Source organism: Micromonospora sp. NPDC004704, from assembly GCF_053601675.1.
This window is the reverse complement of sequence record NZ_JBSGCD010000005.1, coordinates 135,396-149,505: the sequence shown is the minus strand read 5'-3', so window position 1 is coordinate 149,505 and position 14,110 is coordinate 135,396. Positions and strand designations below refer to the sequence as shown.

Annotated in this window: 13 protein-coding genes; 8 read left to right on the top strand and 5 right to left on the bottom strand. The window is 68.9% G+C overall.

The window, feature by feature from the left end; translation table 11 throughout:
- Positions 1-111: 111 nt before the first annotated feature.
- Both htpG and ACWEFB_RS08850 read right to left on the bottom strand, forming a co-directional pair.
- A complete protein-coding gene (gene htpG / locus ACWEFB_RS08855; RefSeq protein WP_452283687.1) occupies positions 112-2,043 on the bottom strand; it encodes a molecular chaperone HtpG in 1,932 nt (643 codons plus the stop codon).
- Between the two features lie 145 nt (positions 2,044-2,188).
- Positions 2,189-3,475, bottom strand: coding sequence for an MFS transporter (locus ACWEFB_RS08850; RefSeq protein WP_452283685.1), 1,287 nt, complete (start codon positions 3,473-3,475; stop codon positions 2,189-2,191).
- 194 nt (positions 3,476-3,669) lie between these two features.
- Between ACWEFB_RS08850 and ACWEFB_RS08845 the strand changes: the two genes are divergently transcribed.
- On the top strand, positions 3,670-4,536 hold the full coding sequence (locus ACWEFB_RS08845) for an aldo/keto reductase (protein WP_452283683.1): 867 nt from the start codon (positions 3,670-3,672) through the stop codon (positions 4,534-4,536).
- 34 nt (positions 4,537-4,570) lie between these two features.
- Positions 4,571-5,197 carry a TetR/AcrR family transcriptional regulator gene (locus tag ACWEFB_RS08840; protein WP_452283681.1) on the top strand — a complete coding sequence of 209 codons (627 nt, stop codon included), beginning with the start codon at positions 4,571-4,573 and terminating at the stop codon, positions 5,195-5,197.
- 217 nt (positions 5,198-5,414) lie between these two features.
- Here ACWEFB_RS08840 and ACWEFB_RS08835 read toward each other — a convergent pair whose 3' ends face one another.
- On the bottom strand, positions 5,415-6,734 hold the full coding sequence (locus ACWEFB_RS08835) for an acetyl-CoA C-acetyltransferase (RefSeq protein WP_452283679.1): 1,320 nt from the start codon (positions 6,732-6,734) through the stop codon (positions 5,415-5,417).
- Between the two features lie 57 nt (positions 6,735-6,791).
- Between ACWEFB_RS08835 and ACWEFB_RS08830 the strand changes: the two genes are divergently transcribed.
- Together ACWEFB_RS08830 and ACWEFB_RS08825 are read left to right on the top strand one after the other, a co-directional pair.
- Entirely contained in the window at positions 6,792-8,237 is a 1,446-nt protein-coding gene (locus ACWEFB_RS08830; RefSeq protein ID WP_452283677.1) for a 3-oxoacyl-ACP reductase, read from the top strand.
- Positions 8,238-8,317: 80 nt separating this feature from the next.
- Positions 8,318-9,247, top strand: a complete 930-nt coding sequence (locus ACWEFB_RS08825) for a MaoC/PaaZ C-terminal domain-containing protein (protein WP_452284052.1) — start codon at positions 8,318-8,320, stop codon at positions 9,245-9,247.
- Positions 9,248-9,260: 13 nt separating this feature from the next.
- Here the strand turns inward: ACWEFB_RS08825 and ACWEFB_RS08820 are convergent, their stop codons facing one another.
- Complete coding sequence (locus ACWEFB_RS08820) at positions 9,261-9,908, bottom strand: TetR/AcrR family transcriptional regulator (RefSeq protein WP_452283675.1); 648 nt, start codon at positions 9,906-9,908, stop codon at positions 9,261-9,263.
- A gap of 71 nt (positions 9,909-9,979) precedes the next feature.
- Here ACWEFB_RS08820 and ACWEFB_RS08815 point away from each other — a divergent pair, with 71 nt between their 5' ends.
- From ACWEFB_RS08815 to ACWEFB_RS08800, 4 genes are all read left to right on the top strand, one after another.
- Positions 9,980-10,432: an SCP2 sterol-binding domain-containing protein gene (locus ACWEFB_RS08815; protein ID WP_452283673.1), complete on the top strand. Its 453-nt coding sequence runs from the start codon at positions 9,980-9,982 to the stop codon at positions 10,430-10,432.
- A gap of 58 nt (positions 10,433-10,490) precedes the next feature.
- On the top strand, positions 10,491-11,705 hold the full coding sequence (locus tag ACWEFB_RS08810; protein WP_452283670.1) for an acyl-CoA dehydrogenase family protein: 1,215 nt from the start codon (positions 10,491-10,493) through the stop codon (positions 11,703-11,705).
- A gap of 41 nt (positions 11,706-11,746) precedes the next feature.
- The gene (locus ACWEFB_RS08805) at positions 11,747-12,325 is read left to right on the top strand and encodes a hypothetical protein (protein WP_452283668.1); all 579 of its coding nucleotides are present in this window, start codon (positions 11,747-11,749) and stop codon (positions 12,323-12,325) included.
- Between the two features lie 141 nt (positions 12,326-12,466).
- The gene (locus ACWEFB_RS08800; RefSeq protein WP_452283666.1) at positions 12,467-13,654 is read left to right on the top strand and encodes a serine hydrolase domain-containing protein; all 1,188 of its coding nucleotides are present in this window, start codon (positions 12,467-12,469) and stop codon (positions 13,652-13,654) included.
- A 94-nt stretch (positions 13,655-13,748) separates the two neighbouring features.
- On the opposite strand, the gene ACWEFB_RS08795 is transcribed toward ACWEFB_RS08800, so the two are convergent.
- Positions 13,749-13,955 (bottom strand): hypothetical protein, encoded by a 207-nt coding sequence (locus tag ACWEFB_RS08795; protein ID WP_452283664.1) that lies wholly within the window; start codon positions 13,953-13,955, stop codon positions 13,749-13,751.
- Between the last annotated feature and the right edge of the window lie 155 nt (positions 13,956-14,110).

Genomic DNA, 14,110 nt, shown 5'->3' with positions numbered 1-14,110 from the left:
CCCCCGCCACCCCCCATCCCCACCCCGACCAACCCGGTTGATCATGAAGTTAGCGACAGTTTTCGCGCGATTTCCCGTCGCTAACTTCATGATCAACGCCGTGGTGGGGGGTTAGAGGGTGCGGGCTAGGCGGTCGGAGAGGAGGCGGGCGAAGCGGGCGGGGTCGGGGAGTTCGCCGCCCTCGGCCAGTAGGGCGGTGCCGTAGAGGAGTTCGGCGGTTTCGGCGATCGCCGGGTCCTCGGCGCGTTGCTCGTGGGCCTTGCGGAGGCCGGTGACCAGGGGGTGCGTCGGGTTCAGTTCGAGGATTCGCTTGATCTGCGGCACCTCCTGGCCCATCGCCCGGTACATCCGCTCCAGCGTCGGAGTCATGTCCTGCGCGTCGCCGACCAGGATCGCCGGGGAGGTGGTGAGGCGCGACGACAGGCGTACCTCCTTCACCTGCTCCGTGAGCTGCTTCGACAGCCAGGTGAGGAGGGCGGCGTACTCCTCCTTCTGCTGGTCGCGGTCGGGCTCGTCGGCCTTGTTCTCCTGCTCCGCGTCGAGGTCGACCTGCCCCTTGGCGATCGACCGCAACTGCTTGCCGTCGAAGTCGCGAACCGCCTCGACCCACATCTCGTCGACCGGGTCGGTCAGCAGGAGCACCTCGTACCCCTTGGCGTGGAACGCCTCCATGTGCGGCGAGTTCTCAATCATCTTCCGGGACTCGCCGGTCATGTAGTAGATGTCGGTCTGCCCCTCCTTCATCCGCTCGACGTACTGCTGGAGCGTGACCAACTGCTCCGGGTCGTTGGTCGAGGCGAACGAGGAGATGTCGAGGATCGCGCGCTGGTTCTCGAAGTCGTTGAGCAGCCCTTCCTTGACCGCCCGGCCGAACTCCCGCCAGAAGGTGCCGTACTTGTCGGCGTCCTGGGCCATCAGGTCCTTGACCGTCGACAGCACCTTCTTGACCAGGCGGCGGCGCATGAGCTGGATCTGCCGGTCCTGCTGGAGGATCTCCCGCGAGATGTTCAGCGACAGGTCGTGCGCGTCGACCACACCCTTGACGAAGCGCAGGTACTCCGGCATCAGCGCCTGGCAGTCGTCCATGATGAACACACGCTTGACGTAGAGCTGGATGCCGAGTTTGGCGTCGCGGGTGAACAGGTCGAACGGTGCCTGGGACGGGATGAAGAGCAGCGCCTCGTACTCGAAGGTGCCCTCGCCCTTCATCCGGATGATCTCGAGCGGGTCGTTCCAGTCCCGGCTGACGTGCCGGTAGAACTCGTTGTACTCCTCGTCGCTGACCTCGTTGCGCGGACGGGCCCAGAGCGCCTTCATCGAGTTGAGCGTCTTGACCTCGTGCTTCGGAGCGTCGTCACCCTCGCCGTCGGCTTCGGAGGCGGGCCGCTCGACCTCCATCCGGATCGGCCACGCGATGAAGTCGGAGTACCGCTTGACCAACTCGCGGATCTTCCACTCGGTGGTGTAGTCGAAGAGCTGGTCCTCCTCGTCCTCCGGCTTGAGATGCACGGTGACGGCCGTGCCTTGCGGTGCGTCGGGGACAGGCTCGATGGTGTACGTCCCCGCGCCGTCGGACTCCCACCGGGTGCCGTCCTCCTCGCCCACCCGCCGGCTGACCAGGGTCACCCGGTCGGCCACCATGAACGTGGAGTAGAAACCGACACCGAACTGGCCGATCAGGTCCTGCGACGCCGCCGCGTCCTTCGTCTCCTTGAGCTGCCGCAGCAGCTCGGCGGTGCCGGACTTGGCGATCGTGCCGATCAGCCCGACGACCTCGTCCCGCGACATGCCGATGCCGTTGTCCCGTACGGTCAGCGTGCGCTGGTCCCGGTCGACCTCGATCTGGATGTGCAGATCGGAGGTGTCGACCTCCAGCTCCTTGTCGACCAACGATTCCAGCCGCAGCTTGTCCAGCGCGTCGGACGCGTTGGAGATCAGCTCCCGCAGGAAGATGTCCTTGTTCGAATAGATCGAGTGGATCATCAACTGCAAGAGCTGGCGCGCCTCGGCCTGGAACTCGAGCGTTTCGACCCCGGTACTCATGGAACCCCTTTTCCGCCGACGGACCATCCTGACGGATCGTACGACCCTCGTCACGATCTTCACCGTCGCCATCGGATCGGGTATCGGACCCGGCCCTCCCGCTCAGCCTGGCGCTTCGGTCCGCTTAACGCGACGGCCGAGCGGATCAGGCCCCGGACGACACCGGATCGGGCGATGTCCGCTGGCCTTCGGCGTCCTGACCGACGGGCGCGGCCATGTGCCGGCTCGGCAACCGGCGTACGTCCCGACTGCTGAGCATGCCGAGCACCGAGAGTGTGATCAGCCCGGCGGCGATCAGCAGGGTCGTCTCGTTGCCCAGGGCCACCGCCACCGGTCCGATCGCGATCTGGCCGAGCGGAATCGCGAGGAACGACCCGAGCGCGTCGTACGAGTAGACCCGGGCGAGCCGGTCGGCGGGCACGTACTGCTGCACCGAGGTTTCCCAGGCGACGCCGAACTGTTCCATGGCCAGACCGCCGAGGAACGCGGCCGGCACCAGGAGCGCGAAGACCGGCGCCACCGCCAGTGCGAGCAGCAGGGGCACCGCCCCCAGCATGCAGGCCACCCCGAGCAGCAGCAGCCGGCGTACGCGCAGCCGCAGGGCGATCAGGGCCCCGACCACCAGGCCTACGGTTTGCGCCGCCAGCACCAGTCCCCACGCCTTCCGCCCGATCGTCTCGTCGGCGACGGCCGGGCCGAGCACCCCTACACCGCTGCTCATCGCGGCGTTGAGCAGCATGAAGCCGAGCACCACCACCCAGACCCAGGTACGCGAGACGAACTCCGTCCAGCCCTCCCGCAACTCGGTCCAGGTGCTGCGCCGAGCCGACGTGCGGTCCCGCACGGCCACCACGCGTACGCCGGCGAAAGCCAGCCCGGCCAGCGCGAACGTCAACGCGTCGACGGCGATGCCCCAGCCCGGCCCGACGGCGGCGACCAGGATCCCGCCGGCCGAGGCGCCACCGATCGAGCCGATGTTCACCCCGAGCCGGCTGAGCGCGTTCGCCGACTGCAACAGTTCCGCCGGGACGGTCTGCGGCATCAGGGCGGCGGCGGCCGGGAAGGCGAAGGCGCTCACCGTGCCGTTGATCGCACTGAGTACGAGCAGCAGCGGAATGTTGGCGTGCCCGGTGAGCACCAGTGTGGCGACCGCCGCCTGGGTGCCGGCGGCCAGCGTGCAGGAGACGACCATCACCGCCTGGCGGGGCAGCCGGTCGGCGAGCACCCCGCCGAAGAGCAGGAACACCACGTTCGCCAGGGACCGGGCGCCGACCACCAGCCCGAGATCGCGTACGGACCCGGTCAGGTCGAGTACGGCGAACGCCAGCGCGGTCGGCGCGATGGAGTTGCCGAGCACGCTCACGAACCGGCCGATGGCGAGGTAACGGAACGGCGCGTGACGTAGTGGCGCGAGGGCAGCACTGCTCGACATCGCCGCGCTCCTTCCGACCCGGGGAGTCACCGCCCCAGCCCGCCCCGAGAAAAGATCGCCCCCAGGCAACCAGGTCCGACCCCGTCGATCAACCGAACTGGTCGGGCCGCCGTACCCGACCTAGAGTGAACTGTTCGTTCAGTTCAGTTTCTCCAGTTCTCTTCAAGATCCGTTCCGTTCGGTGGGAGTTCCACATGACAGACGCAACCATCAGCGCATCACCCAGCGGCACCTTCCTGCTCGGCGGAGACCTGCCGGTCACCCGGCTCGGATTCGGCTCCATGCGGCTCACCGGCGACGGCATCTGGGGCGACCCGCGCGATCCCGACGAGGCCGTACGCGTACTGCGGCGCTCGGTCGAACTGGGCGTCGACTTCATCGACACGGCCGACTCGTACGGCCCGTTCACCGCCGAACTGCTGATCAAGAAGGCGCTGCATCCGTACCCGGAGAACCTGGTCATCGCGACCAAGGCCGGCTTCACCCGACAGGGTCCGGGCCAATGGACGCCGGTGGGTCGTCCGGAGTACCTGCGCCAGCAGGCCGAACTGAGCCTGCGCCACCTCGGGGTGGACCGGATCGACCTGTTCCAATTGCACCGGATCGACCGCAGCGTCCCGTTGGCCGACCAGATCGGCGAGCTGAAGGCGCTCCAGGACGAGGGCAAGATCCGGCACATCGGGCTCAGCGAGGTGTCGGTCGCCGACGTCGAGGCCGCGTCGAAGTTCGCGAACATCGTGTCGGTGCAGAACCGCTACAACGTCGGCGAGCGGTCGGCCGAGGACCTGCTCGACTACTCCGCGGAGCACGGGATCGGCTTCATTCCGTGGGCGCCGCTGGCCAGCGGCCCGCTCGCCCGCGAGGGAAGCTCGCTCTCCCGGATCGCCCGTGACCACGGGGCCACCCCGGCCCAGCTCGCGCTCGCCTGGCTGCTCAAGCGGTCGCCGGTGATGCTGCCCATTCCGGGTACGTCAACCGTCGCCCACCTGGAGCAGAACATCGCGGCGGCCTCGATCAAGCTCACCGACGCCGAGTACGACACCCTGGCCAAGGCAGCCTGATGCTCCGGGTCAGCCTGATAGGTGCGGCAGTCTGATGGCCTCGGCGGCGGGGGCGGACGCAGTGGCGGGGGCGGACGGCATTCTCGCGTACCCCACGGGCGGGCGCAGCGACCGGATCCACGAGTGTCTGCTGCGTACGACCGAGGAACTGTTGCGCGAGGGTGGCGTCCCCGCCGCCACGGTCGACGCCATCGCCGCCCGCTCCGGCGTCAGCAAGGCGACCATCTACAAACACTGGCCCTGCCGTACGGCATTGGCGGCGAACGCGTTCGGCCGGATGATGGCCGACGCGCTCCCGCTGCCCGACACCGGCAGCGCCAGCGGTGACCTGACCGCCCAGGTACGCCAGGTCAGCACCTTCTACGCCAGCCCCGACGGCCGGGTGTTCGCCCAGCTCATAGCGGCCTGTGTGGACGATCCCTCCGGCGCCGCCTACTTCCGCGAATACTTTCTGGCCGACCGCCGCCGAGCCGTAGCCCAACTCTGGCAACGCGCAGTCGACCGAGGCGAAACCCGCCCCGGCATAGACGCCGAAACCGCCACCGACCTCCTCTTCGGCCCCCTAATCTTCCGCCTCCTAACCAACCACCACCCATTAACGGAACCCGAAGCAGACAAACTAACCACAACCACCCTCCCCGCCCTCCTCCTAGCGAGTTGAGTCGCGGGGCGCCCCACTGAGCCACGTTGATCATGAAGTTAGCGACGCTCCGGGGGCCAAATTCCGTCGCTAACTTCATGGTCAACTTCGCTGGGGACGGCGGCGGGCGGACAAGCTCGACCGAAGCATGATCATTGCGCTCTCAGCTGTTCTCTGAGGGCCTCTCACGACAGCTCCGAGCGCAATGATCATGAGCCCCGCAACGGCAACCCGTAAGTCAGCGTTCGAGGATGGCTACTACGCCTTGGCCGCCGGAGGCGCAGATGGAGATGAGGCCTCGGCGGGGGCGGGCAGCAGAGCCTCCGGCGGGGTCTCGGGCTTCGTGCAGGAGTTTGGCCAGGGTGGCGACGATCCGGCCGCCGGTGGCGGCGAACGGGTGCCCGGCGGCGAGCGAGGACCCGTTGACGTTCAGCTTCGTCCGGTCGATCGTCCCGAGTGGACCGTCGAGCCCCAATCGGTCCTTGCAGAAGTCGGCCGACTCCCACGCCGCCAGGGTGGCCAGCACCTGCGACGCGAACGCCTCGTGGATCTCGTAGTAGTCGAAGTCGGTCAGGCTCAGCCCGGCTCGGGCCAGCATCCGGGGCACCGCGTACGCGGGGGCCATCAGCAGCCCCTCGTCACCGTGCACGAAGTCCACCGCCGCGACCTCGGAGAACGTCAGGTACGCCAGCACCGGCAAATGATGCGCGGCGGCCCACTCCTCGGAGGCGAGCAGGACGGTCGACGCGCCGTCGGTGAGGGGGGACGAGTTGCCGGCCGTCATCGTGGCGCCCGCCCGACCCGGCCCACGGGTGCCGAAGACCGGTGGCAGCGCCCCGAGCTTCTCGATCGAGGTGTCCGGCCGCAGGTTCTGGTCCCGGGTCAGCCCGAGATAGGGAGTCACCAGGTCGTCGAAGAAACCGCGCTCGTACGCGGCGGCAAGTCGCCGGTGCGAGGCGAGCGCCAGCGCGTCCTGGGCCTGCCGCCCGATGCCCCAACGCAGGGCGGTGATCGCGGCGTGCTCCCCCATCGACAGTCCCGTACGCGGCTCGGCGTTGCGCGGGGTCTCGGGCAGGAACGGCTGGTGGGGGCGCAACCGGGCCGCCGCACGCAACCGGGCGAGCGGCGTACGGGCGGAGTTGAGCTTGAGCAGGGTACGGCGGAACTCCTCGTTGACCGCGAGCGGCGCGTCGGAGGTGGTGTCCACTCCACCGGCGATGCCGACCTCGATCTGCCCGAGGGCGATCTTGTTCCCGACCAGGATGGTTGCTTCCAGTCCGGTGCCGCATGCCTGCTGGATGTCGTACGCGGGGGTGCGCGGGTCGAGTCGGGAGCCGAGCACCACCTCGCGGGTGAGGTTGAAGTCGCGGGAGTGCTTCAGCACCGCCCCGGCGACCACCTCGCCGATCTGCTCCCCGGCGAGCCCGAACCGGGCCACCAGTCCGTTGAGCGCGGCGGTGAGCATGTCCTGGTTGGATGCATCGGCATAGCGGCCGTTGGAACGGGCGAACGGGATGCGATTGCCCCCGAGCACCGCGACGCGACGTACGGTCTCCACGTTCCCGTCTCCTCGTTCAGGGCTTGCACCAAACCTACTCACCAGTAGGCTACGCCTATGAGTGACAGGTACGCGAGCTTCGCGAACTCAGGCGCCGGTCGCGCCCTCGTCAAGCGACTCGGCCTGCCCGATCCGCCCAGACTGCGCCGGTACCGGCCGGGCGATCCTCTCGTGCCCGGTCCGGTGCTGTTCGACGCCGCCCCCGGCGGCCGGCTGCGCGATCCAGTCACCAAGCTGCTCGCCGCAGCCGGCGCCCAGCTCACCGACCCGTCGAGCACGGCGACAACCTCCACGCCGACGACGGACGGACCAACAACGATCACCGAACCGACAACGGTCGACACCGCAGTATCGGGCGCGACGGCGGCCAGCGGCATCCGCCCTGCGGCCCTGGTATTCGACGCCACCGGGATCACCGACTCGGCCGGACTCCGCCCGCTCTACGACTTCTTCCACGCGTACGCACGGTCGGTACTGCCGAGCGGTCGGGTGATCGTGCTCGGCACCCCGCCGGAGTCGTGCGCCGCCCCACGGGAAGCCACCGCCCAGCGTGCCCTCGAAGGACTGACCCGCAGCATCGGAAAGGAGTTCGGCCGGGGCATCACCGCCCAACTCGTCTACGTCGACCGGACCGCCGGGTACGAGATTGAGTCGACGCTGCGCTTCCTGCTCTCCGGCCGGTCCGCGTACGTCTCCGGGCAGGTCATCCGGGTCACCGATCCGGGCACCGGCGACGAGGGCGACCGGGAGCGGATCGACTGGAACCGGCCGCTCGCCGGCAAGGTCGCGCTGGTCACCGGTGCCGCCCGTGGGATCGGCACCGCCGTCGCGCAGGTGCTCGCACGGGACGGCGCACACGTGGTCGCGTTGGACGTACCGGCGGTCGGGGACCTGCTCGCGGACGTGGCGAACGACATCCGGGGCAGTGCCGTACAACTCGATCTGACCGCGCCCGACGCGCCGGCCCGCCTCGCCGACCAGCTCGGTGACCGGCACGGCCGGGTCGACATCGTGGTGCACAACGCCGGCATCACCCGGGACCGGACCATCGCCCGGATGGACGCCAGCGGTTGGGACTCGGTGCTCGCGGTGAACCTCTCCAGCCAGGAGCGGATCAACGACCTGCTGCTCTACCGGGACCTGATCCCGGTCGGCGGTCGGATCATCAGCGTCTCCTCGATCGCCGGCATCGCCGGTAACCGGGGCCAGACCAACTACGCCACCGCCAAGGCGGGAGTGATCGGGCTGGTGCACTCGATGACACCGGTCCTCGCCGAACGGGGCATCACCATCAACGCGGTCGCGCCGGGTTTCATCGAGACCCGGATGACGGCCAGGATGCCGATCGGCCTGCGCGAGGCCGGTCGACGGCTGAACAGCATGGCGCAGGGCGGACTCCCGGTCGACGTGGCCGAGACGATCGCCTGGTTCGCCGCGCCGACCTCCGCCGGAGTCACCGGCAACATCGTCCGCGTCTGCGGCCAGAGCCTGCTGGGAGCATGATGTCCAACCCGGACGCCCCCGCCACCCCACCTCCGGACCCGGACGAAACCGTCCGGATCACCAGCACGGACGAGACGGTCGTGCTCGGCAGCGCGGACGAGACGGTTCCCATCAGCGGTCCGGAGCGGGACGAGCAGGTCGAGTTGAGCAGGGCGCCGGCCGTCGGGGCGCTCTACCGGCGGGCCGTCACCGCGCTCCTTCCCCGTCGGCGCCGGCCGGCGGCGGCCACCCGTAGCGAGGTCGAGGCGCCGTTGCCGCGTACGGAGTTGCTGTTGCAGGGCGTGGGCGTGGACCGGGAGCACCTGGCGGCGTACGACAGGGCGTGCGGGTTCCGGCTCACCGACACGCTGCCGGCGACGTACCCGCACGTCCTGGCGTTTCCGTTGGCGATGCGGCTGATGACCGCACCGGACTTCCCGTTCCCGCTGCTCGGGCTCGTGCACGTGGCGAACCGGATCAGTCTGCTCCGGCCGATCGACGCGGGCGAGACGCTCGACCTGGCGGTGCGTACCGCCGACGCGCGTCCGCATGCCCGTGGGCGGCAGTTCGACGTACTCGCCACCGCGTCGGTGAACGGGGAGCCGGTCTGGCACGACGTGTCGACGTACCTCCGCAAGGAGCCGACCCCGACGGCGGGTGAGCGGCGCGAGCCGGGTGACCGCCCGGCGCCGCCGGCCCCCACCGGCCAGTGGCGGGTCAATCCTCACGTGGGTACGGCCTACGCCCGCGTCTCCGGCGACCGTAACCCGATCCACACCTCCCGGATCGGCGCGCGCGTGCTCGGTTACCCGCGCCCGATCGCGCACGGGATGTGGAGCAAGGCCCGCTGCCTGGCCGCGCTGGAGGGTCGGCTGCCGGAGGCGTACACCGTCGAGGTGGCGTTCAAGGTGCCGATCAGGCTGCCCGGGACGGTCAACTTCAGTGCCACTCCGGCCTGGGACTTTTCCCTGCACGATCCGGATTCCGGCGCCCCGCACCTGCTCGGCTCCCTGCGCCCGGTCGACGCCTAGAAGCCGCGCGCGGTCAGGGGGCGGGTGGGCGCCAGAGTTGACCGAGGCGGAGTTGACCGGCGCCGAGCCAGGTGGCGTTCATCAGTCGGGTGGCCAGCCGTTCGGGGTCCTCGGCGGGATGGTCGGTGAGCCAGTCGGCGAGCGACTCGGCGGCACCGATCAGCGCGTACGCCATCACCTCCAGGTCGGTGTCGGTGACCTGGCGGGCTCCGGGCTCCGGAACGGGCAGGTTGCGGCGCAGGAGCGCGGCGACCACCTCGACCACCTGGGTACGCATGGTGGCCAGTTCGCCGGCAAACACCTGCTCGCTGCGGGCCTGCCGGTAGAGCACCGCCCAGCCGTCCCGGTGAGCACCGACGAATCCGAAGAAGGCTCGCAGGCCCCGCCAGAGTTGTTCGTCCGGGGGCAGTTCGGCCGCGACGGCGCCGACGATCGCCTCCATCATGCGGGTGCCCTCGCGGTGCAGGCATGCGGTGAAAAGGCTCTCTTTGGTTCCGAGGTACGCGTAGACCATGGGTTTCGAGATGCCCGCATCCTCGGCGATGTCGTCCATGCTCGCGCTGTGATACCCACGACGGGAGAACACTTTCACGGCAGCGTCGAGCATCTGCTGTTCCCGGACAGCGCGGGGCAGCCGCTTGAAGGTGGGGTAGCTCGACATCCTTGCGAGCATACCTACTCGCCCGTAAGGTTACGCCAGAGTAACTTCAATTTCTCTCGGAAGGTGCACCCATGAGTGACTTCGACCCGGCCAGCTTCTCCTCCCTGGATCCGAAGCAGTTCGCCAAGCTGGTCAAGACCACTCCGGACGCGCAGATCGCCACGGTGATGAAGGGCGAGAGCCGGGGCCCCATCCTCGACCAGATCTTCGAGCGGATGCCGTCGCTGTTCCGAGCCGACCGCGCCGGCTCGACCAACACGGTCATCCACTGGAACATCTCCGGCCGCCCCGACGGTGGCGTCGACACCTACGAGGTTGTCATCGACAACGGCACCTGCACGGTCACCGGCACCCCGGTGCGCGACCCGAAACTCGCCCTCACCCTCGGCCCGGTGGAGTTCCTCAAGGTCGTTTCCGGCGGGGCCAACCCGGTCATGATGTTCATGACCGGCAAGCTGAAGGCAAAGGGCGACCTCGCCCTCGCCTCCAACATCGCCAACCTCTTCGACATCCCCAAGGGCTGACCGGCATGACCGCCCAAGGGCTGACCGGCGTGACCGTACGCGGCCGGGCGGCAACCGCGTGACCGAGTTCTCGCTCGACCTGAACGAGGAGCAGCGCGATCTGCGTGACTGGGTGCACGGCTTCGCCGAAGAGGTCGTGCGCCCGGCCGCCGCCGAATGGGACAGCCGCGAGGAAACCCCGTGGCCGGTGATCCAGGAAGCGGCGAAAATCGGACTGTACGGCTACGAGTTCGTCGCCAACTGCTGGTCCGACCCGACCGGACTCAGCCTGCCCATCGCCAGCGAGGAACTCTTCTGGGGTGACGCCGGCATCGGGCTCGGCATCTTCGGCACCTCCCTCGCCGTCGCCGCCATCTACGGCACCGGCACCCCGGAACAACTCGTCGAATGGGTCCCGCAGTGTTACGGCACCGTCGACGAGCCGGCGGTCGCCGCCTTCTGCAGCACGGAACCGGAGGCCGGATCCGACGTCAGCGCCATCCGTACCCGGGCCCGTTACGACGAGGCCACCGACGAGTGGGTGCTCAACGGGCAGAAGGCGTACGCGACCAACGGTGGGATCGCCGGGGTGCACGTCGTCACCGCCTCGGTGGACCCGACGCTCGGCTCCCGTGGGCAGGCCGCGTTTGTCGTACCGCCGGGGACGGCGGGACTGCACGCGACCAGGAAACTCCGCAAGCTCGGGCTCCGCGCCTCGCACACCGCCGACGTCTTCCTCGATGACGTACGCGTACCCGGGAACTGCCTGCTCGGGGGCAGGGAACGGCTGCTCGAACGCCTCGACCGGGCGCGTACCGGACAGCGGTCGACCGGACAGGCCGCCATGCGCACCTTCGAACTGTCCCGCCCCACCGTCGGCGCACAGGCCCTCGGCGTCGCCCGCGCCGCGTACGAGTACGCGCTCGACTACGCCAAGGAACGGGTCCAGTTCGGCCGCCCGATCGTGGAGCACCAGGCGGTCGCGTTCGCCCTGGCGGACATGCGGATGGAGATCGACGCCGCCCGGCTGCTCGTCTGGCGGGCCGCCTGGATGGGGCGCAACAACCGCCCGTTCCTGGCCGGTGAGGGCTCGATGGCCAAACTCAAGGCCGGCGAGGTGGCCGTATCGGTCACCGAGAAAGCCGTACAGATCCTCGGTGGCGCCGGATTTCTCCGGGATCATCCGGTAGAACGGTGGTATCGGGACGCGAAGATATACACAATTTTCGAGGGAACGTCAGAGATCCAGCGTATGGTCATCGCCCGGGCCATCTCCGGATCCACGATCCGCTGACGCGCCTCCACATTCCCTCTCGTCAGAACGAGGCAAGCACTATGTCCGTCGATTCCATTCAGAGCCAGCAGCAGTTCTACGTACGTCAGCGGCTGCGCATGATGGTGAACCAGTACGAGGTACGCGCGGTGGCGCCCGACGGTGCCGAGGGTGCCCTGTTGGCGTTCGCGCAGCAGAAGCGGATGGCCTTCAAGGAACAGGTCACCTTCTACACCGACGACACCAAGCAGCAGCCGGTGCTCGGCTTCAAGGCCCGGCAGAAGATCGACCTCGGTGCGACGTACGACATCACCGACGCGGCCGGAAACGGCATCGGCCTGTTCCGCAAGGACTTCAAGGCGTCGCTGCTCCGGTCGACCTGGATCGTCGAGCAGCCCGGTCTCGGTGCCGCCCGCGGGCAGGAGCGCAGCCTCCCGGTCGCCCTGCTGCGTCGTTTCGTCGACTCGCTGAGCTGGCTGCCGTACCACTTCGACTTCCTGATCGGCGACCAGCCGGGGTTCTCGGTGGTCAAGAAGTGGGGCCTGCGCGACAAGTACGTCATCGAGATCCAGAACCCGCAGCTCGACCGCCGTCTGGTGATCGCCATGGCGGTCGCCCTGGACGCCCTCCAGAGCCGCTGACCAGCACGCACCCGGCGGGCCCGTCCACACAGGACTTTCCTGTGGGCGGGCCCGTCGGCCACCCGTAAGGCAAGCCCTCCGGGGAAGCCGGGGGTCGCGACCCCGATGTCCGGTAGGTCGCCGCCCGAGAGGGTGAATCGCATGAGATTCACCAAGCGTCGCACCGCCACCCTCGCGCTCCTGCTCGGTACGACCCTCGCGATCGGCACCGCCGGACCGGCGCTCGCGTCCGGGACGGGGACCGCCGGGCACCACCCGCCCGTCGCCTGCCCCTCCGGCACGCTCGACGGCAGCGGATTACGAGCCGCCATCGACGGACTGCCGACCGCCGAGGCCACCAGCGCCCAGGTCCGGCTGACCACGCCGGCCGGCTGCTGGACCGGGGCCGCCGGAGTCGGGAACCTCCGGACCGGCACACCGGTGCCACGGGACGCCCGGTTCCGGATCGGCAGCGTCACGAAGGTCTTCACCGCCACGGTCGTACTGCAACTCGCCGCTGAACACCGGGTCGACCTGGACGCCCCCGTACGCCGCTACCTGCCCGGACTGCTGACCGCCGACTACAACCGGGTGACCGTACGCCAGTTGCTGGACCACACCAGCGGACTGCCGAGCCCGACGTTCCCGGACGACATCGAGTGGGCCATCGACCACCGCTACGACCGCTGGACGCAGGAACGGATCGTCCGGGAGGCGCTGCGGAACGAGCCGGTGTTCACCCCGCCGGGCTCGAAGCAGCAGTATACGAACATGGGCTACATCGTGGCCGGGATGCTGATCGAGAAGGTCACCGGGCACTCGTACGCACGCGAGATGCAGAACCGGATCTTCACACCGCTGGGGTTGCGGGACACCTCCGTACCCGGAAACGACCCGACCATCCGCGGCCCGCACGCCCACGGTTACCAGACCGTGGTCCGCGACGGGCAGACCGAACTGGTGGACGTGACGAACTGGAACCAGTCCATCACCCCGGCCGCCGGTGACATCATCTCCACCCTCGCCGACCTGGACCGCTTCAGCACGGCCCTGTTCGGCGGTCGCCTGCTGCCGGCCGCCCAGCTCAACGAGATGTTCGCCGTCCCGCAGGTCGACGACCTCGACGGCAAACCGGCGGCGTACAGCGTCGGCCTGACCGCGTTCCCGCTGCCCACCGGCGAGACCCTCTGGGTCAAGAGCGGTTCCCGGTACGGCTACTCCAGCGCCATCGCTGCCACCCGCGACGGCACCTTCCGGATCGCCTTCTCCATCACCTCAACCGACGCCAAGGGCGACAACCAAACCGCCGTCAGCCAGGCGATCATCACCGCCGCCCTCGCCCTGCACTGACCCCCGCTTCGGTTGGCCTGGGCTGTGGCGTTCCGGTGCCCCTATAGGGGCAGTGGAACTCCACAGCCTCGCCGACCTTGACCCCCCGGAGGGGTCACACCAACCAGACCTCGACCGGGTCGCCATCGGGCGGAATGATCGTGAACCGTCCGCCCGGCGCGAGCCCGTGCAGGGCTGCGGCCGTCCGCAGGGCACGGCAGAGGGCGTCCGTTTTTGTCGTACGCCGGTCGGCGGTGAGCGCGGTCAGCGCGTCGTTCGCGTCCGGGGTGAGATTGACAGTGATCTTCACCAGCTCGGTCACAGGCGCGGGTGTTCATCGTCGGGTGGAGTGGGCCGACCGGGCACGCACGGACACAGACAGCGGACATCCCGGTAGACGCGTGTTTCCGGTTGGTCGATGCAGTCGTGCGGAAGATCGGTGCCGGCGCGATTACTGCACCGGATACAGATGATCGC